This is a genomic window from Stenotrophomonas sp. CFBP 13718 (assembly GCF_014842145.1).
In the GTDB taxonomy this organism is placed as follows: domain Bacteria; phylum Pseudomonadota; class Gammaproteobacteria; order Xanthomonadales; family Xanthomonadaceae; genus Stenotrophomonas.
Map to the genome: position 1 here is coordinate 298,667 of NZ_JACYVC010000001.1, position 19,664 is coordinate 318,330.

The 19,664-nt window shown below is 66.4% G+C and carries 16 protein-coding genes and 1 pseudogene; 7 read left to right on the plus strand and 10 right to left on the minus strand.

The features are described from left to right. Window positions 1–14: 14 nt before the first annotated feature. Complete coding sequence (gene yeiP, locus IFT58_RS01285) at window positions 15–581, plus strand: elongation factor P-like protein YeiP (protein ID WP_192079236.1); 567 nt, start codon at window positions 15–17, stop codon at window positions 579–581. A 90-nt stretch (window positions 582–671) separates the two neighbouring features. On the opposite strand, the pseudogene IFT58_RS18990 reads toward yeiP, so the two are convergent. The 4 genes and pseudogenes from IFT58_RS18990 to IFT58_RS01305 form a co-directional block, all read right to left on the minus strand. Further along, window positions 672–962 (minus strand): annotated as a pseudogene (locus tag IFT58_RS18990) (hypothetical protein); the annotation flags it as partial. 214 nt (window positions 963–1,176) lie between these two features. After that, entirely contained in the window at window positions 1,177–2,988 is a 1,812-nt protein-coding gene (locus IFT58_RS01295; RefSeq protein ID WP_192093711.1) for a DUF4105 domain-containing protein, read from the minus strand. Beyond that, window positions 2,988–3,293, minus strand: a complete 306-nt coding sequence (locus IFT58_RS01300; protein ID WP_192080058.1) for a DUF2388 domain-containing protein — start codon at window positions 3,291–3,293, stop codon at window positions 2,988–2,990. Before IFT58_RS01300 ends, IFT58_RS01295 begins: the two co-directional genes overlap by 1 nt. Window positions 3,294–3,363: 70 nt before the next feature. Beyond that, window positions 3,364–4,752 (minus strand): FAD-binding oxidoreductase, encoded by a 1,389-nt coding sequence (locus tag IFT58_RS01305; protein WP_192093712.1) that lies wholly within the window; start codon window positions 4,750–4,752, stop codon window positions 3,364–3,366. Between the two features lie 171 nt (window positions 4,753–4,923). On the opposite strand from IFT58_RS01305, the gene serA reads away from it, so the two are divergent. Next, window positions 4,924–6,165, plus strand: a complete 1,242-nt coding sequence (gene serA, locus IFT58_RS01310) for a phosphoglycerate dehydrogenase (RefSeq protein WP_192093713.1) — start codon at window positions 4,924–4,926, stop codon at window positions 6,163–6,165. An 87-nt stretch (window positions 6,166–6,252) separates the two neighbouring features. Here serA and IFT58_RS01315 read toward each other — a convergent pair whose 3' ends face one another. Further along, entirely contained in the window at window positions 6,253–6,816 is a 564-nt protein-coding gene (locus IFT58_RS01315; RefSeq protein ID WP_192093714.1) for an NUDIX hydrolase, read from the minus strand. Window positions 6,817–6,997: 181 nt separating this feature from the next. Between IFT58_RS01315 and IFT58_RS01320 the strand changes: the two genes are divergently transcribed. The 5 genes from IFT58_RS01320 (at window position 6,998) to mtnC (ending at window position 12,139) form a co-directional block, all read left to right on the plus strand. Next, window positions 6,998–8,473 carry an amino acid permease gene (locus IFT58_RS01320; protein ID WP_192093715.1) on the plus strand — a complete coding sequence of 492 codons (1,476 nt, stop codon included), beginning with the start codon at window positions 6,998–7,000 and terminating at the stop codon, window positions 8,471–8,473. Window positions 8,474–8,569: 96 nt separating this feature from the next. After that, window positions 8,570–9,997, plus strand: a complete 1,428-nt coding sequence (locus tag IFT58_RS01325) for an amino acid permease (protein WP_192079229.1) — start codon at window positions 8,570–8,572, stop codon at window positions 9,995–9,997. Between the two features lie 147 nt (window positions 9,998–10,144). Next, window positions 10,145–10,786 carry a methylthioribulose 1-phosphate dehydratase gene (locus tag IFT58_RS01330; protein WP_188324185.1) on the plus strand — a complete coding sequence of 214 codons (642 nt, stop codon included), beginning with the start codon at window positions 10,145–10,147 and terminating at the stop codon, window positions 10,784–10,786. Between the two features lie 96 nt (window positions 10,787–10,882). Then, window positions 10,883–11,437 (plus strand): acireductone dioxygenase, encoded by a 555-nt coding sequence (locus IFT58_RS01335; protein WP_192093716.1) that lies wholly within the window; start codon window positions 10,883–10,885, stop codon window positions 11,435–11,437. A gap of 6 nt (window positions 11,438–11,443) precedes the next feature. Continuing rightward, on the plus strand, window positions 11,444–12,139 hold the full coding sequence (gene mtnC / locus IFT58_RS01340; protein WP_188324187.1) for an acireductone synthase: 696 nt from the start codon (window positions 11,444–11,446) through the stop codon (window positions 12,137–12,139). A gap of 170 nt (window positions 12,140–12,309) precedes the next feature. Here mtnC and IFT58_RS01345 read toward each other — a convergent pair whose 3' ends face one another. The 5 genes from IFT58_RS01345 to IFT58_RS01365 form a co-directional block, all read right to left on the minus strand. Further along, the gene (locus IFT58_RS01345; RefSeq protein ID WP_192093717.1) at window positions 12,310–14,955 is read right to left on the minus strand and encodes a glycoside hydrolase family 2 protein; all 2,646 of its coding nucleotides are present in this window, start codon (window positions 14,953–14,955) and stop codon (window positions 12,310–12,312) included. 83 nt (window positions 14,956–15,038) lie between these two features. Beyond that, window positions 15,039–16,229, minus strand: a complete 1,191-nt coding sequence (locus IFT58_RS01350; RefSeq protein ID WP_192093718.1) for an AGE family epimerase/isomerase — start codon at window positions 16,227–16,229, stop codon at window positions 15,039–15,041. After that, window positions 16,229–17,224 (minus strand): carbohydrate kinase, encoded by a 996-nt coding sequence (locus IFT58_RS01355; protein ID WP_192079202.1) that lies wholly within the window; start codon window positions 17,222–17,224, stop codon window positions 16,229–16,231. Before IFT58_RS01355 ends, IFT58_RS01350 begins: the two co-directional genes overlap by 1 nt. A 5-nt stretch (window positions 17,225–17,229) precedes the next feature. After that, on the minus strand, window positions 17,230–18,546 hold the full coding sequence (locus tag IFT58_RS01360; protein WP_188324191.1) for a sugar MFS transporter: 1,317 nt from the start codon (window positions 18,544–18,546) through the stop codon (window positions 17,230–17,232). 44 nt (window positions 18,547–18,590) lie between these two features. Beyond that, entirely contained in the window at window positions 18,591–19,646 is a 1,056-nt protein-coding gene (locus IFT58_RS01365; RefSeq protein WP_188324192.1) for a LacI family DNA-binding transcriptional regulator, read from the minus strand. Between the last annotated feature and the right edge of the window lie 18 nt (window positions 19,647–19,664).

Below are 19,664 nucleotides of genomic sequence, written 5' to 3' on the forward strand. Positions count from 1 at the left end.
CAAGCCATACGATCATGAAAGCCAGCGATATCAAGAAGGGCAACGTCGTCGAATACAACAACGGCGTGTACCAGATCCGCGACATCGAGCGCAGCTCGCCGCAGGGCCGCGGCGGCAACGTCCGCTTCCGCTTCATCATGTACAGCGTGCCGGGCGGCAACAAGCTTGATGCCAGCTTCGATTCCGACGACAACCTGCCGGAAGTCGAACTGCTGCGCCGGCTGTCCACGTACTCGTACAAGGACGGCGACGCCTTCGTGTTCATGGATGACGAAGACTTCACCCCCTATACCCTGGATGCGGACGTGATCGGCGACGACGCCGGCTACATCACCGATGGCCTGACCGGCATCTATGTCCAGGTGATCGACGACCAGCCGGTGGCCATCCAACTGCCGACCAGCGTCGTGCTGGAAGTGGTCGAGACGCCGCCGGAAATGAAGGGCGGCACCGCCACCAAGCGCCCGAAGCCGGCCAAGCTGAGCACCGGCCTGGAAATCATGGTGCCGGAGTACATCGCCAACGGCGAACGCGTGCTGGTCAACACCGCAACCGGCGAATTCGGCGGTCGCGCCGACTGAGTGTCGCGGTAGCGCCGAGCCATGCTCGGCGCAAACCTTCCGACCTCGTCACCAGACAGCCGCGCCGACCCTCCGTCGGCGCTACCGCGCCTACGGCGCGCTGAAACTCCCACACCCGTGCAACTGGCGCGCTCCCACCGTCAGCATCGCCTTGGCGTCGAACGAATCACCGCTCATGGTGTCCTGGCAAGGTACCCGCTCGATGCTCAACTTCACCGGCGTGCCATCCGTCGCGGTACCCGCCCACCCGTCGGCACCCTGCGTGGGTGCCGCCACGTCGTACGTCGTCTGGCCATGATCCACCTCGACGCGCAGGCCGACATGGCCGTCTGTGCCGACCTGGGCCAGCCAACCGGGCTCGTTGCCGGTTGCACGAAAGGCCTGCGGTACGGTGCCGCTGGCGGTATCGGCTGAAGCGGGTGATGCCACGGGCGCGGCGGCGGGATGCACCACGGCAGCGGGCGCGGCCGGCTCATTACCGGACTGGCAGGCGACCGCCAAGGCCACTACGGCAAGCGTGGGCAACAAAAAAAGAGAGGGGCGCATGTAAGCTCCTTGTGTTCTAGCTACACACAGGACGCTAACATCCGCACCGTCAACGCAAGGGCAATGCCGCGTCCTGCGGTTCAGCCGGCAGCGTCGGCACCGCCGCCAGGTCACGCAGCCGCGCGCGCAGGGACACCATGTTCGTTTCCAGCGTATCGAGCTCGGCGCGCTGTGCGTCCGGCAACTGCATGCGCATCTGCGTGCGCAGCAGTTTCCAGGCGTCAGGTGCGTTTGCGGCGATGTCCTGCAGCGCCGGCTGCAACGCCGTGAGCTCTGCGGCCTGCGGCAGGCCATAGCCGTTACCGGCCAGCAACCCCGCCGGTCGCAGCCACTGGCCCGATTCCTCCAACAGCGTCTGCAACTGTAGCGCGCCCTCGCTGTCCGGCTGTTTCAGCAGCGCGTGTTTCAGTTGGTCGCGCGCCCGCAGTTCAGCACGCGCGAAGGCTGCCTGCTCCAGCAGCAGCAGGCCTGCCGTGGCCCGCAGGCCGCCACGCTGCAGCCACGGCGTGCGCTGATCCGCGTCAAGGTCGATCCACGCCCGTGCGTCGCGCGCGGGCAGATTCACCTCCGCGCGGGCGGCAGCAAACAAGGTCGCGAAGTAGCGGTCACTGGACGGGAAGTAGTAGCCGTCACGGATCGCCGCCGCCTGATCGTCCAGCACCGTTTCATCCAGCCGGCCCAGGCGATCCAATCGGCGACGCAGGCCGCGCGGACTGATCCGCTCGATGCCCGGTTCCTGCAGCGCAGGCACGCCGGCCTGCAGCAGCTTGGCGGTCTCGACCGCGCAGTTGTTGCTGATGAAGTAGTAGCGACCGTCATAGCCCCAGTGCACCTGCGCGGTACGCTCGAGCAGGCCGCTGATCTCCGCCGGCGAAAGCTGCAACGGGATCGATGCGAGTCCGCGCAGCTCCACCTTGGTGTATTCGTCGACCACCTGCTGCAGCGGCAGCACGAACAGACGTGACGGATAACCACCGGTCAATCCGCGCCAGCTGGACAGTTCCACGTCGCCCACGAAGGCGCGGAAAGACAGGACACGGTGCTGGTCCAGGTCCAGCCGGCAGTCGGGCCCGGGCGCCCTGCCCTCGCGGCAGATCACCAGGCGCAGCATGCTGTGCCCCCAGCGGCTCATCGGCACGCGGCCGCCTTCGGCGAACAGGTAATCCACTGCGTACACGCGGGCCGGATCCAGCTGCATCAAAGCGACAGCGCCCTCCTCTTCGCTGGCCTGCACCAGCGGCAGCGTGGAAGCGCAGGGCGTCGCCTGCAGCGGCGCCGCACCGAAGGTCGTACTGAACCACGCAGCCAATGCCGGACGCCGGCAGGCAAACTCCGCATCCAGCAGCCAGTGTTCGGCATTGACGGCCAGATACTCCGCCGCACTCTGCCGCTCATAGGCATCCGGATTTCGATCGGTGAAGTGGTTGGCCCCTCGGCCGAGCTTCCATACCCGGCGCTGCCATCCGGCGAGCTCACGCAGGCGCGGGCTGCGCGACCAGCCGCCATCACCAGACCGGTCGGCGACGTGCATCAGTTCGTGGATCAACGTGGATCGCAGGGCATCTGCCGCCGCGGGGTCACTGCCGGTGAGCATGGGGCGCGGAAGCAGGATCACCCCGGCAAGCGCCCGGCCGGCCACGTGGGCAGGCAACGCGTCGGAAACGCGCAGCGGCACGTCCACCGGCAGTGCGGCCAGCAGCCCGGCCGGCAGACGGGGCACGACATCGGCTATCGCCTGGTCCAGGCGCGCACGTTCTTCGACGCGCAGGCCTGCATCGGCCGGCGTCAGCTGTACCGCCTGGACGGCGGGCGACAGGCACAACAGCCCCCACGCCAACCACGCGCGGGGGCGGGCCCGCATCAGCGTGCGAGCAGGGACTGCGCCAAGGCCAGGTCGCTGCGCTCACGCGCGGCGGCATCGTGCTCGCGCAGATGTACCAGCGCAGCCTGCAGCCGTGCGCCGCGGATCTGGCCATCGCTGGCCACGAAAGCGGCTGCATCGTCGCGGGCCGCCACGACCACCTTGTCATCGCCGGAGCTGCTGCCCGACGAATTCGACGACGCGCCCGATGCCGAACCGGCCGACGTACCAGCAAAGCTGGAAGCACCCGCTGCCAGCGGCAGGACCAGCAGGGACAGCGCCAAGGGAACCAGCAGCGAAGGCAATCGGGTCATCGTCGGGTTACTCGTGAAGGGTGTGTGCAGAGCGTACCCGACCCATGACGCGAACGGCGCGTCACAGATCGAAGACCTTGCCGGGGTTCAGCCGCCCTTGCGGATCAAACGCGCGCTTGACCGCTTTCATCAGGGCGATCTCGGCCGGCCCGCGCGTGCTGTCCAGGTACTTCTTCTTGACCAGCCCGATACCGTGTTCGGCGGAGATACTGCCGTCGAAACGCGCAAGCACCTGCGCCAGCAACGTGGTGACGTGCTCGCACTGCTGCACGAATTCCGCGTCGCTGGTGCCTTCCGGCTTGAGCACGTTGATGTGCAGGTTGCCATCGCCGATGTGGCCGAACCACACCACCTCGAACTGCGGGTACGCCTCCCCGATCAGCGCCTGTGTTTCCGCAAGGAAAGCAGGCATGGCCGAGATGCGCACCGATACATCGTTCTTGTAGGGCGTGTAACGCGCGACCGCCTCGGTGATGCCCTCGCGCAGCCGCCACAGCTGCGCCGCCTGCGCGTCGCTGGCACTGACCACGCCATCACTGACCCAGCCATTGCCCATGCAATCCTCGAACGCAGCCATCGCTGCGGCTTCCTGCACCTCGTCGCCAGCGGCGAACTCGGTCACCACGTAGAACGGATGCACCTCGGCGAAGGGAGCCTGGGCCCCGTGTGCCAGCACGTGCCGGAGTGCCTTGTCGGTAAAGAATTCAAACGCCTGCAGCTGCAGCCGCGCGCGGAACGCGGAGAACACCCGCATCAGCACGTCGAAACTGGGCACGGCCAGCAGCATCACATTGCTGGCCGGTGGCGGGTCGGTCAGCTTGACGGTCGCCTCCACGATCACGCCCAACGTGCCTTCCGAGCCGATCAGCAGTTGCCGGAAGTCGTAGCCGCTGGAGTTCTTGATCAGACCTTTGTTGAGTTCCAGCAGATCACCCTGCGCGGTCACCACCTTCAGCCCGGCGATCCACTCACGCGTGTTGCCGTAGCGGATCACCCGGATGCCGCCTGCATTGGTGGCGATGTTGCCGCCGATCGAACACGAACCGCGTGCAGCGAAATCCACCGGATAGATCAGCCCGTGCTCCAGCGCCGCATTGTGCAGCGCCTCCAGCGGCATGCCCGCCTGCACCACCAGCGTGCGATCCACGGCATCGTAGTGCAGCGCCGCGTTCATCCGTTCCAGGCTCAGCACCAACTCGCCATTGGCGGCGACCGCGCCACCGGACAGCCCGGTGCGACCACCGGACGGCACCACCGCGATGCCTTCGGCCGCGCTCCAGCGCATCACCGCCTGCACCTCCTCGACACTGCCCGGCAAGGCAATGGCCAGCGGCGCCGGCGTCCAGCGCCGTGTCCAGTCGCGGCCGTAATGCTCCAGGTCGGCGGCATCGGTCTTCAACCGCAGTCCGGGGACGGCCTGCAGCAGGGAAGCAAGGCGGGAATCGGTCATGTCAGTCCAGCGCGGCGCACGAATAGCACGCAAGCGTGCCAGCGGTCGCGTCCAGCGTCCAGCCCCGCTGGCGTTACCGATTGGCTACGGATGCAACCATTTCCGCAGCGCACCATCGCCTTCGCCATCTGGCATAGTGGACAGCCCTTGCCCCACTGGCCGTGCCGTCCCATGTCGCCGAAGAAGACCTCCTACCCCAAGCAGGATATCCGCGTGCTGTTGCTGGAGGGGGTAAGCCAGACCGCCGTGGATGTGTTCACCGCGGCCGGTTACAGCCAGATCGAACTGCATTCCAAGGCGCTGCCCGAGGCCGAGCTGAAGGCCCGCATCGCCGAAGCGCACATTGTCGGCATCCGCTCACGCAGCCAGTTGTCGGCCGACGTACTGGCCGAGGCCAAGCGGGTGATCGCGGTGGGCTGTTTCTGCATCGGCACCAACCAGGTCGACCTGGACGCCGCCGAGCTGGCCGGCATCCCGGTGTTCAACGCGCCCTACTCCAATACCCGCAGCGTGGCCGAACTGGTGATTGCCGAGGCGATCATGCTGACCCGCGGCATCCCGCAGAAGAACGCTGAGTGCCATCGCGGTGGCTGGTCGAAGTCGGCCGCCGGCAGCCACGAAGTCCGCGGCAAGACGCTGGGCATCATCGGCTATGGTCATATCGGCACCCAGGTCGGCGTGCTGGCCGAATCCCTTGGCCTGCAGGTGATCTTCCACGACGTGGAAGCCAAGCTGGCGCTGGGCAACGCGCGTGCGGCCGCCAGCCTGGATGACCTGCTGTCGCGTTCGGACATCATCACCCTGCACGTACCGGAAACCGCCGCTACGCAGTGGATGATCGGCGCGACCGAGCTGGCGAAGATGCGCCGCGGCACGCACGTCATCAATGCCGCGCGCGGCACCATCGTGGATATCGACGCCCTGGACGCGGCGCTGCAGTCCGGCCATATCGGCGGCGCCGCACTGGATGTGTTCCCGGTGGAGCCCAAGGGCAACGGCGATGCCTTCGAAAGCCCGTTGACCGCGCACGACAACGTGATCCTGACCCCGCACGTAGGCGGCAGCACGTTGGAAGCCCAGGACAACATCGGCATCGAAGTGGCCGCCAAGCTGGTGCGTTACAGCGACAACGGCAGCACGCTGTCGGCGGTGAACTTCCCGGAAGTGACCCTGCCCGAGCACCACGGCAGCCTGCGCCTGCTGCACATCCATCGCAACGTGCCCGGCGTGCTGTCCAAGGTCAACGAGATCTTCTCGCGCCACAACGTGAACATCGACGGGCAGTTCCTGCGCACCGACGCCAAGGTCGGCTACGTGGTGATCGACATCACCGCCAGCGTCGAACAAGCCGCCGCCGTCCGCGACGAACTCGCCGCGATCACCGGCACCCTGCGCACCCGCGTGCTGTACTGATAAAAAGGGGACGGAGGGGATTAAGTCGTTATCGGCCGCGTGCAGCGAGCCGATAACGACTTAATCCCCTCCGTCCCCCTTTTTGGTCTACCGCCAGCGCTGGGCCATGCGCTGCAGTGAGGGATCGGCTTCGGGGTCCGCAGCGATCTGTGCGATGTCGCGCCAGGCCAGTTCCAGTGACTCTTCGCTGACGACGAAGGCCTCGGAGCTGCCAGCACGTACCACGAAACGCACGTCGTAATGCCAGTGCCCCGGCACGTCGGTACGCGCGGGTATCCAGTGCTTGTCCAGATCGAAGATCGCGGGATGCTCCATTCGGAGCCCATCCAGGCCGGACTCTTCTTCCGCTTCGTTCAGTGCCACACGCGCCAAGTCGCGATCGCCATCCGCATGCCCGCCCAACTGCAGCCAACGCGCCAGTTTGCGGTGATGGGTCAGCAGCACGCGTCGCCCGTCGGCGCTCACCAGCCACGCGCTGCCGGTGAAGTGGCCGTCGAGACGCTCGCGCAGGAAGGGATTGAGGGGATCGTCCAGAAGTGTGCTGAATTCGTCAGCGAGCCCGGCCTGATCAGGTACTCGGAGCGCATGATCCCGCAACAATTGACGAAGCTGATCGTCAAGCGCGGCAACGGTTGTAGTTGTTTCCGACATATCCTATGCGTGTTCAGCAAATCAATCGGCCATTATCGCCACAAAATGTTGCACATGCGGCTTGTGCATCACCTTCAGCTTTGGCTAAGGTACAGCGAGCCATTCGCATGGCCTTCATTCACCACACGCGTCGACGGCCATGTATCGCCGACTGCTCCACGATGACTTAGGGAAGTACCGCATGCTGAAAGCTCTGTTGAGGGTCAAACCGGTTGAGCCAGCCGGACACGTAGACGCTGGCGAACCCATCGAAGGCAGCCTGGACGGCGAAGCCACCCTGAAACGGACGCTCACGGCAAAACACCTGATCCTGCTCGGCATTGGTGCCGTGATCGGTGCGGGCATCTTCGTACTCACCGGACAGGCGGCCGCCAATCATGCGGGCCCCGCGATCATGCTGTCCTTCGTGCTGGCGGGCCTGGCCTGCGCACTGGCGGGCCTGTGCTACGCAGAGTTCGCCGCGATGATGCCGGTGTCCGGCAGCGCGTACTCCTACTCCTATGCCACCCTCGGCGAAGGCATGGCCTGGTTCATCGGCTGGTGCCTGGTGCTGGAGTACCTGTTCGCCTCGGCCTCGGTCGCGGTCGGCTGGTCGGCCTATCTGATCAGCTTCATCACCACCACGCTCAACATGCCGTTCCCGGATGCGCTGAGCGCAGCGCCAATCGCCTGGACCGGCCAGGAGTTCATCGCGTCCGGCAAGCTGTTCAACCTGCCCGCCGTGCTGATCGTGGCGGCGGTCTCCGGGCTGTTGTACGTGGGCATCACCCAGTCGGCCTTCGTCAACGCGATCATCGTGGCGATCAAGGTCACCGTCATCTGCCTGTTCATCGGCTTCGGCGCGACCCACATCGACACAGCGAACTGGACGCCCTTCATCCCCGAAAACACCGGCGTGAGCGGCGAGTTCGGCTGGAGCGGCGTGTTCCGCGCCGCCACCATCGTGTTCTTCGCCTACATCGGTTTCGATGCGGTCTCCACTGCGGCGGGCGAAACCAAGGACCCCCAGCGCAACATGCCGATCGGCCTGCTGGGCTCGCTGGCGGTGTGCACCATCGTCTACATCATCGTCTGCGCCGTGCTGACGGGCATGATGCCGTACCACCTGCTGGGCACCGACAAGCCGGTTGCCACCGCGCTGGAGCCGTATGCCAGCCTGGGCTGGTTGAAGACCGCCGTGGAGATCGGCGCCATCGCCGGCCTGTCGTCGGTGGTGCTGGTGATGATGATGGGCCAGACCCGCATCGCGTACACCATTTCCCGCGACGGCCTGCTGCCGAAGTTCTTCGGCAAGATCCACCCGCGTTTCAACACCCCGTACTGGGCCACGATCGTGGTGGGCGTGCTGGCCGCCGCGCTGGCCGGCATGGTGCCGCTGAACGTGCTGGGCGAGCTGGTGTCGATGGGTACCCTGCTGGCCTTCGCCACGGTGTGCGTGGGCGTGCTGGTGCTGCGCTATACCCGCCCGGAACTGGAGCGTCCGTTCCGCGTGCCGCTGGTCTGGGTCATCTGCCCGCTGGGTGCGGCGATGTGCCTGTTCCTGTTCTGGCAGGCCTTCGTGGTGCATTGGCATCTGTTCCTCGGCTGGACCTTCCTGGGCCTGCTGATCTACTTCGGCTACGGCATGCGTAACAGCAAGCTCGCCAAGTCTCCCTGATGCATCGACGGGCCGGCTCCTTTGCCGGCCCGTTCGGTATCATGCCGCACCCTTTGCAGGCCCTTCGGCCTGCCCGCACCGAAAGACCATCACACCATGCTCAAGCAACTGTGGGCCACCAAGCATCCGCACGCCGCCCATGAAGACGCCAACGGTCTCAGCCTGACCCGTACCCTGGGGCCATGGGGACTGACGGCGCTGGGCATCGGTGCGGTGATCGGCGGCGGCATCTTCGTCATCACCGGCCAGGCCGCCGCCAACCACGCCGGGCCGGCGATCATGCTGTCCTTCGTGCTGGCCGCCATCTGCTGCGGCTTCTGTGCACTGGCCTACGCCGAGTTCGCCGCGATGGTGCCGGTATCCGGCAGTGCCTACAGCTACACCTACGCGACCTTCGGCGAGCTCGCTGCCTGGTTCATCGGCTGGATGCTGGTGCTGGAATACGGCGTATCCGCGTCGGCCGTCGCGGTCAGCTGGACCGGCTACTTCCTCAGTCTGCTGAGCCACTTCGACATCCACCTGCCTGCCGCGCTGGTCAGCGCACCGCTGGATGGGCAGCTGCGCCCCACCGGCGCCATCGCCAACGTGCCGGCCGCGCTGCTGGTGCTGGCGCTGACGTGGCTGTGCTACCACGGCATCCGCAAGTCGTCGGCGATGAACATGGCGATGGTGATCCTGAAGACGGGCCTGATCGTGCTGGTCATCGCCGTCGGCTGGAAGTACGTCGACACCGCCAACTGGCATCCCTTCATCCCGGAAAACACCGGTCCCGGCCAGTTCGGCATGGAAGGTGTGCTGCGTGGCGCGGCGATGGTGTTCTTCGCCTACATCGGCTTTGAAGCGGTGTCCGTGGCGGCGCAGGAATCGCATCGTCCACAGCGCGACATGCCGATCGGCATGATGCTCTCACTGGTGATCTGCACGGTGCTGTACATCGCGATGGCCGCGGTGATGACCGGCCTGGTGCCGTATCAGCTACTGGGGACCGATGAACCGGTGGTCACCGCCGTAGCCGCCCACCCGACGCTCGGCTGGTTGCGCGTCGTCGTGGAAATCGGCGCCCTGGTGGGCCTGTCGTCGGTGGTGCTGGTGATGATCATCGGCCAGCCGCGCATCTTCATGATCATGGGCCGCGACGGCCTGCTGCCGCCGCTGTTCACCAAGATCCATCCGAAGTACCGCACCCCGCACATCAACACCGTGATCACCGGCATCGGCATTGCCCTGCTGGCGGCGCTGTTCCCGCTGGACGTGCTGGGTGAGCTGACCTCGATGGGCACCCTGATCGCCTTCGCGGCGGTGTGCGCCGGCGTGCTGGTGCTGCGCCGCACCCAGCCGGACCTGCCGCGGCCGTTCCGTATCCGCGCCGCGTGGCTGGTGTGCAGCCTGGGTGTGCTGAGCTGCCTGGCGCTGCTGTCGGCCATGACGTTCCATAACTGGATGCTGATGGGCGTGTGGACGGCGGTGGGCTTTGCGATCTACTTCGGCTACGGCTACCGCCACAGCCGCCTGCGCGGGAAATAATCAAGGTATCGCCGAGCGGTGTCGGTAGCGCCGAGCCATGCTCGGCGAGCGCAGCGGCCAAGGCCAGAAGCGGACGGCCGGCGGCCGTCACTACCGAGGCAGGCACAGCCCCCAACGTGGTCGGCGGGACCGGATAGAATGTGGGCCATGAACGCGCCCACTTTCCCCTACGACACCCAGCGCCTGAGTGAACTGGCGCAGTTGCTGATCGACAACATCCGCGAGCTGGCCCAGGCCGGCTGGACGCCGGCGACCAGCAGCAACTTCTCCCATCGGCTGGACGACCACCATGCCGCGATCACGGTCTCCGGCCGCGACAAGGGCCGACTGATCGAAGACGACATCATGGTCGTGGACTTCGACGGCAAGGCCGTAGGCCGCCCGCTGCGCCCGTCCGCCGAAACTCTGCTGCATACCCAGCTGTATCGCCGCTTTCCGGAAGTGGGCTGCGTGCTGCATACGCATTCGCCGGTGCAGACCATCGCCTCGCGCCTGTATGCACCGCAGGGCCACATCCGCCTGGAAGGCTATGAGCTGCTGAAGGCCTTCGCCGGCAACAGTACGCATGAAATGGCCATCGACGTGCCGGTGTTCGCCAATACCCAGGACATGGACGTGCTGTCGGCACAGGTCGATGCCCTGCTGGACACGCAGTGCCTGTGGGGCTACCTGATCGATGGCCACGGCCTGTACGCATGGGGCCGCGACATGGCCGAAGCGCGGCGCCATCTGGAAGCCTTCGAGTTCCTGTTCCACTGCGAGCTGGAGCTGCGCCGCCTGCGCAACTGACACGCCGTGGGTGCCGGGTCAGATGCCGGATTGGAATCTGACCCCCGCCCGCCGCGCTGCTACCCTGTCTTCCCCCACTTTGTTCAAGCTGCCGCCATGAGCCGACTGCGCATCTACAACGACACCGCCCCCGACGCGCCGCTGCTGGATACCCAAGACGGTGCGCAGATTGCCGCCGAACTGCAGAAGATCGGCGTGACCTTCGAGCGCTGGACCGCCAGCCAGCCCGTTGCCCCCGGCGCCAGCCAGGACGAGGTGTTTGCCGCCTACCGCAGCGACATTGATCGGCTGGTCGCCGAGCGCGGCTTCAAGAGCGTGGACGTGGCCTCGATCGCGCCGGACAACCCGAACCGCGCCGAGCTGCGGAAGAAGTTCCTCGACGAACACTTCCACAAGGAGGACGAAGTGCGTTTCTTCGTCGCCGGCTCCGGGCTGTTCACCCTGCACGTGGAGGAGAAGGTCTACGAGATCGAGTGCGTCAAGAACGACCTGATCGCCGTGCCGGACAGTGTCAATCACTGGTTCGACATGGGCGATGAGCCGAGCTTCGTGGCGATCCGCTTTTTCACCGAAGCCGATGGCTGGGTCGGGCATTTCACCGGCACCGACATCGCGCAGAAGTTCCCCCGCTACGTGCCTACCCAGGACTGAATCGCCATGCAGCCCCGCGTCATCCTCACCGATATCGAAGGCACCACCAGCAGCATCTCGTTCGTCAAGAATGTGCTGTTCCCGTATGCGCGCAAGGCGCTGCCCGGTTTCATCGCGACCCACGGCAACGAACCGGACGTGCGGCGGTGGCTGGACGCCGTAGCGACCGAAATCGGCGGTGCCTGCCAGGACAGCCTGGTGGCGGAAACCCTGCAGGGCTGGATCGACCAGGACCGCAAGCACACCGCGCTGAAAGCGCTGCAGGGCAAGATCTGGGAAACCGGCTACCGCAATGGCGATTACAAGGCGCACTTCTATCCGGAAGTGGCCGCCGTGCTGAAGGGCTGGCATGCCGCGGGATTGCCGCTGTATGTGTATTCGTCCGGATCGGTGCCGGCGCAGAAGCAGTTCTTCGGTTTCAGCGACGCCGGTGACCTGACCGCGCTGGTATCGGGCTGGTTCGACACGGAAATCGGTGGCAAGCGTGAGGCTGAAAGCTACCGCCGCATCGTCGATGCGATCGGCGTACCGGCCGGCGAGATCCTGTTCCTGTCCGATGTGGTGGAAGAGCTCGATGCCGCGCGCGACGCTGGATTGCAGACGCGGCTGTTGGATCGGTTGGACGACTACCCGCTGCCACGCAGTGGTGAAGCGACACATGGCCACGAGCGCGTGGAGAATTTCCAGCAGATCGCGTTCTGACGGTGTCGCCGCTGCGCTCGCCGAGCGTGGCTCGGCGCTACCACACCCGATAAACCGGCAACGACGGCATTGCCGATATCCCGGCAACGGCGGCACCCGCGATATCCACGTAGCGCCGAGCCGTGCTCGGCGGGGCCTTCCCGCGAAAATCCGCCGAGCACGGCTCGGCGCTACCGCACCGCGTGTACCCCGCGAATATCGCCGAGCGTCTGCACGCGCATCGCCGCGCGCAGCGTCGCGGCGTCACGGTCAGATCGTGCGCGCAGCACACGGCGCTCACCCGGCAGCAGGTCCAGCAGGTTGTCTTCCAGCACCACCTCGTGCAGCCCGAAGTCGATCCACGCCGCACGCACCAGACCCCGCGCCTGCAGCACCACCTCAAGCTGATCGCCCTCGCCCTGCAGGCTCGCCTGCACCTGGTCGGCCTGCAGCGCCTGATCGCGCGCTTCGACGAAGCTGACCACCTGCCGCGACACCACCCGCTCGTCCTGCAGCAGCTCGACCACGGCAATCGTGCGCGCAGGATCCTCCACCCCCAGCAATCGGGCATCCCCCAGCCGCCCGACCTCGGTCGCAGAACCGGGCGCGAGCACGACGGTCTGTTGCCTACGGCTTATCTCACGACCGTCCAAGGCCATCACCCGCAGCCGCCAGTCGACCCGCTGCGGTGTCGGCGTATCGTTCAACAGGCTGATCCGGGTCACCCCGTCATCGCGCAGCGCCGCCACCGCAAGGTCGGCGAAGAAGCGTCGCGCCTGGAAATGCAGCGCCTTCCAGTGGCCGTCATGGTCCAGGCCGGACCACGAAGCGCCCGGCCACACATCGTTGAGCTGCCAGTAAAGCGAGCCCATCGTGTAGGGGCGCGATGCGCGATGGTGCAGCGCGGCCAACTGGATGCCCTCCGCCTGCATCACCTGGCCGAGATACAGGAACGCGGCGAAATCGCGCGGTTCACCGTAGCCCAGGCGGATGTAGTGCAACAGCCGTTCGTTGCCCTGCCCGGCCATGAACTTCTGATGCGCCTGTATCACCGGGCTGTCGATACGCTGTTCCGCGCGCGGCGCAATGCGGTCGACCATCGCCTGCGACGGCCATGACTGCAGGCCGTATTCGGACATGAAGCGGGGTGTCTCGCGCAGGTAGGCCGTCACCGGCAGCGCCGGATTACCCCATACCTGCCAGTAGTGCTTGTCGCCCCGCGTGGAGTCGTTGGCCTTCGTGTCCAGATCGTTGCTCGGCGAGCTGGACCAGTACGGCACACCCAGCGCTTCCTCAGCCACGACCCGGCGCAGGTCGTTGCCGAACAGATCGACATAGCCCTGCCACACCTTGGCGGCAAAGGCAGGGTCGGCCTTCGCCAGATCGCGGCCATGCCCCCAATCCTTCCAGGCCGTCTCTTCTTCGTTGTTGCCACACCACAACACGATGCTGGGGTGGTGACGCAGGCGGCGGACGTTGTCGCGCGCTTCCGCTACCACGCTCTGGCGGAACGCCGGATCGTAGCCCGGCTGCATGCCGCCACCGAACATGAAGTCCTGCCAGACCAGCAGGCCGAGCTCGTCGGCGATGTCGAAGAAGGCGTCGTCCTCGTAATAGCCGCCACCCCAGTTGCGCAGCATGTTCATGTTGGCGTCGCGCGCTGCGGTCAGGATCGTGCGCAGACGCGACGTGTCCACCCGCGCAGGGAACGCGTCGAACGGAATGACGTTGGCCCCCTTGGCGAATATCTCGCGTCCGTTGATCACGAAGGCAAAGCCTTGCCCACCGTCGGCATCGTCCTGCCGCCGCAGTTCAATGCTGCGCAGGCCGATGCGGCGTTCTGCGCGCAACGCGGGATCCTCATCGCGACCGAGTGACGCGTGCACGGTATAGCGGTCCTGCGCGCCCTGGCCGGCCGGCCACCAGCGGCGGGGCTGGTCGATCTGCAGGGGCACGTCGATCTGCTGCTCGCCCGGCTGCAACAACGCGTTGTGCTGTGCACGCGCCACGATGCGGCCCTCCGGGTCACGCACGTCCACGTCGAGCATCGCCGAGGCCGCCGCGCCTTCGTGCCGCACCGCAACCTGTGCGGTCAACAGTGCCGTATCCGCATCCAGCCGGTCCGTGCGCACGGCGAGGTCGTCGATACGGTGCGCGCCCCAGGTTTCCAGCCGGACCGGACGCCACACGCCAGCCGTGACGTAACGCGGGCCCCAGTCCCAGCCGAAGTGATACGCCGGCTTGCGCACGAAGTTGCCCACCATCGCATCGCGCGGCTCGTCGCCATAAGGCGACGGATAGTTGCCCGCGATCTTGTGCGGCATCGCCTGCACGCTCGGCAGCAGCGTGGTGATCGGCGAGCGGAACACGATGCGCAGCGTGTTGCCACGTGGCTGCAGCCGCCCCTCCACCCGTGCGATCCAGGTGCGGTGCGCGTTGTCGGCACGCAGCAACGGCTGGCCGTTGAGTTCGACCTCGGCAAAGGTATCAAGCCCCTCGAATACCAGTTCGGCATGGGGGCGCGCCAGGGTTGCGGCCGCGACATCGAAGGTGGCGCGGTATTCCCAGTCGGCCAGGCCGATCCACTGCAGCGATGCTTCGGGTGCGCCGACATAGGGGTCCGGAATCAGCGCGTGGGCCAGCAGGTCGGTGTGCACGCTGCCGGGCACCTGCGCCGTTCGCCAGGCGCTGGCGCGGGGATGCGCCGGCACCTGCGCGTTGCCGGGCTGCAGGCGGAACTCCCACCGCGCGTCCAGGACCGCAGCGGGCGCCTGCGCTGGCATGAGCAGCAGCATCACGGCAATGGCCAAGCACCACGAGGTGATTCTGGTCTGCATGTCGATACCTGGAAGGTGGGCGGGCTTCCGCCGCCGGGTGGACATCCGCCGGGCATGGCCCGGCGTTACCTACAGCTCCGGGTTCAGGCCTTGGGCCGGACCACGTTCAGCACTTCGTAGCAGGCCCCCATGGTGTGGTAATCCACCTTGCCGGCCGGGCTCTTTTCGTCACTGTACTTGCGGTTGTCCGCGTCGAGGATGCGGAACCATGCGCCGTACTGGTGATCGACGAAATGTTCCCACGAATAGACCCAAAGCCGGTCGTACCACGCCCAGTACTGCGCGTCGCCGGTGCGTTGCGCCAGCACCGCGGCGGTGGCCAGCGTCTCGGCCTGCACCCAGAAATACTTATCGTCGTCGCAGACGCTGCCATCGGGAGCGAAGCCGTAGTACAGGCCACCGCGCTCGCGGTCCCAGCTGCGTTCCACCGCCACGTCGAACAGATGGCGTGCCAACGGCACCAGCCAGTCCGCCTGCACATGACGGTCCAGGATCAGCAGCAGCTTGGCCCACTCGGTCTGATGGCCGGGCTGGAAGCCCCACGGGCGGAACAGGTGCTTGGGATCATCCAGGTTGTACTTCCAGTCGACATTCCACTCGCTGTCATAGTGTTCCCAGACCAGGCCGTCGGCCTTGGCCGCCTGGCGGCGCGTCATGATGTCGGCCAACTGCAAAGCACGATCCAGATAGCGCTGTTCGCCACTGCTCTCGTACGCCGCCAGCATCGCTTCGCACATGTGCATGTTGGCGTTCTGGCCGCGGTAGCCACTGAAATTCCACTGCGCGTCGGCTTCATCGCGGTACAGCCCGTACGGCGCTTCGTAGAATCGCGTTTCCAGCAACTGCCAGGTTTCATCCATCCAGCCGCGCGCTTCTTCGATGCCGGCCTTCAGTGCGCAGCTGTAGGCCAGCAGCACGAACGCCACGCCGTAGCAATGGTTGGTATCGTCTTCCACCACGCCATCGCGCAGCGTCCAGGCATAGCCGCCTGTCGCGGGATTGCGATGCACATCGCGCAGGTAACGCACGCCGTGGGTGACGCCTTCCAGGTAGGCGGCATCGCCGAACTCGCGGTAGGCCATCGCATAGTCGAAGACAAAGCGGGTGCTGCTGACCAGGTGCCGATGCCCTGCATCGTAGACGCTGCCATCGTCACGGAAGTAGTGGAAGAAGCCGCCCTGCGGATCGATGCAGCGCGGATGGTAGAACGCCATCGTGTGGGCGATGTGGCCGCGCAGGAAGGCGGGCGAACGGAAGTCCGGGGGCTGCGTCATCAGGGGGTCTCCTCGGGTTGCTGCAACAAGGCATCGACTTCGGCGCGCGACGGCATGGCCGCGAACGCACCCTTGCGGGTCACCGCCAATGCCCCGACGGCGGCGCCGAAGCGCAGCACCGCGCGCATCGCCGTGGGATCAGCGCAGAACGCCGGCAGTCCGGCGGCATCCACGCCACGCTCTACCAGGGCGGTCAGCAGGCCACCGACGAACGCATCACCGGCGGCGGTACTGTCCACCGTCGGCACACTGAAGCTTTCCACCTGGCCGCTGCTGTCACGGGCATGCCACTGCAGCGGCGCCGCTCCGTCAGTGACCACCACCCAACGTGCGTGCGCGCCCAGCAATCGCTGCAGCACCTGCTCGGCACCCTGCGGCCCCAGCGGGGCCGCGAGGTAGTCCAGTTCCTCGCGCGAGAGCTTGACCACGTCGGCCAGTTCCAGCGCCTGCCACAGCGTCGGCAGCGGGTCAGCGTCGGTCGGCCACAGCGCCGGGCGCAGATTGAGGTCCAGGCTGACCAGCGCACCCGAAGCGCGCGCACGCTGCATGCCCTCGAACGTGGTCCGTGCGATCTCCGCCTCGGTCAGGCTGTTGGAACAGACATGGAAGCAGCTCGCCTGGTCGAAGCACCCTGCCTGGAAATCGGCGGCGCGGAACAACAGATCCGCAGCCGGCGGGCGGTAGAAGCTGAAACTGCGCTCGCCGTGTGCATCCAGCGCCACGAAGGCCAGCGCGGTCTTCGCCGCGTCGGTGCGCGCAATGAAGTCGGTTCCCACGCCATGCTGCTGCAGGCTGTCGGCCAGGAAATCGCCGAACATGTCACGCCCCAGCATGCCGACGAACTGGGTGCCCACGCCAAGCCGGGCAGCGGCCACGGCGACGTTGGCCGGCGCGCCGCCGGCGTACTGCAGGAAGGCCCGCGGCTGCTCGGGCGATGCCGGCGGCTGCGCTAATAGATCGATCAAAATCTCGCCGAAGCAGACAATGTTGCCCATCTGACTCAGCCTCCGCGCGGTGCGATGGCCGGCAGGCGGGCGCCTGACAGGCCGAAGAAGATCACGTAGCCGTAGCACAGCAGCGGCAGGATGAAGCTCGGCTGCAGACCGATATGGTCAGCCAGCACGCCCTGCAGGTACGGCACCAGCGCGCCACCGACGATGGCCATGATCAGCAGGCTGGACGCCTTGTTGGTCAGCGGCCCCAGACGCTCGATGCCGAGCGCGAAGATGGTCGGGAACATGATCGAGTTGAACAGGCCGATGGCCACCACCGAGTACAGCGCGACCTGGCCCGAGCTGGCCATCGTGGTGCCCAGCAGCACCACGTTGATGGCGGCGAACAGGGCCAGCATGTGGCGTGGCGAGTAACGGGTCAGCAGCGCCGAGCCAGCGAAACGGCCGATCATCGCCATCGTCCAGTACGCAGACACGTAATGGGTGGCCTGCTGCTCGGTGAAGCCGCCGATGGTCGGCATCGACAGGTAGTTGACCAGGAAGCTGCCGATGGACACTTCGGCGCCGACGTAGAAGAAGATACCCAGCACCGCGAACAGCAGGTGGCGGTGACGCAACGCAGCGCCGTAGCTCTGCTGCGGGCCATCGTCCACCTTCTCCGCGGCCTCGCTCAGCGTGGGCAGGCGGAACAGATAGACGAACAACGCCAGCAGCACCAGCGCGATCGCCAGGCCGATGTACGGGCCCTGCACCGACTGCGCTTCGGCGGCGCGGTAAGCCGCCTGTTCGGCCACCGACAGTGCATTGATTTCATCGGCACTCTTCACCGTGTTGCCGAGGATCAACAACCCGCCGAAGATCGGTGCGATGGCCGTGCCCAGCGAGTTCAGCGCCTGTGCAAGGGTCAAGCGGCTGGAACTGGTTTCCACCGGCCCCAGCAGGGCGACGTACGGGTTTGCGGCCACCTGCAGCACGGTGATGCCGGTAGCAAGCACGAACAGCGCGCCCAGGAAGGCACTGTATTCACGCAGCTCGGCCGCAGGCCAGAAGCCCAGCGCGCCCACGCCGGCGATCAGCAGGCCGGCCACGATGCCCTTCTTGTAGCCCAGGTGGGCCACCAGCCGGCCCGCAGGCAGCGACATCAGGAAGTAGGCACCGAAGAAGGTGAACTGCACGAGCATCGCGCGCGCATAGTTGAGCTCGAATACCGCCTTCAGATGCGGGATCAGGATGTCGTTGAGGCAGGTCAGGAAGCCCCACATGAAGAAGATCGTGGTGGCTACGCCCAGCGCCATGCGGGTGTTGACCGGCGGTGCGCCTTGCCCGGGCGTGGTGTTGAAACGGGGCGTTGATGAAATCGGCATGCGGGTTCGCGCCTCGGTGCGCGTAGGTTGAATGTGGAAGGGAGTCAGTTCGGACGGGCCGCGCTGCTTTCGCGGATGCGCAGCTGCACGGGGGCAACGGTGCGCACGGGCGGCGCATCGGGAGACTGTACGCGCTGCAGCAGCAGCTCGGCGGCTTGCCGACCGCGCGCGCGCGGGTCGACGGTCAGCGTGGTCAGCGGCGGCACCGCCACCGACGCTTCGGGAATGTCATCGAACCCGGTCACGGCGAAGTCGCCGCCCGGACGGATGCCGCGTGAGGTCAGGCCCAGCATCAGGCCCAGCGCCACGGTGTCGTTGTAGCAGACGGCTGCGCTCGGACGCAGGCCATCGACAAACAGCTCATCCACCCGCCGCGCCGCTTCAAGGCGGTTGGGCGCCGATTCGATCAGCCATTGCGGCGTCACCGCAAGGTTCGCTTCAGCCAGCGCCTGCTGATAACCGGCGCGGCGCTGTTCGCAGGAACTGGAATCGGCGTGACCGCCGAAGAAGGCGATGTCACGGTGTCCGCGCTCGATCAGGTGGCGGGTCGCCAGGTACGCGCCCTGCTGGTTGTCCAGCGCCAGGAAATCCCAGTCCGCCCCGACCAGCGCACGATTGAACAGCAGCACGTTGGCCGTGGGGCCCAACGCCTGGCGTACCTGTGCGGTGTCGCTGCCCTCGGCCGGCGACAGGATCAGGCCCGCCGGCGTGTGCTCCATCAGCGTGCCCAGCACAGCCTGCTGGCGCTGCGGCGATTCACCCGTACTGCCAAGCAGCGTCACATACCCCTGCTCGCCCAGCGCCTCGTCCACGCCCGCGGCGAATTCCGCGAAGAACGGGTTGGACAGGTCGTTGATCACCAGCGCCACGCTGGACGAGGTGCGACGGCGCAGGTTCGCCGCCGCACGGTTGTAGACATACCGCTGTCGCCGCAGCTCGGCTTCCACCTTGGCGCGCGTATCCACGTTCACCAAGGGGCTGCCGCGCAGCACCAGCGATACGGTCGCCCGTGACACGCCGATCGCCTGGGCGATGTCGGTCACGGTGACGGCACGCTCCCCGCCTTTGCGCGGGGGCTTTGTGCTGCTGGCGTCATTCATCCTGGAATGGACCCTGGG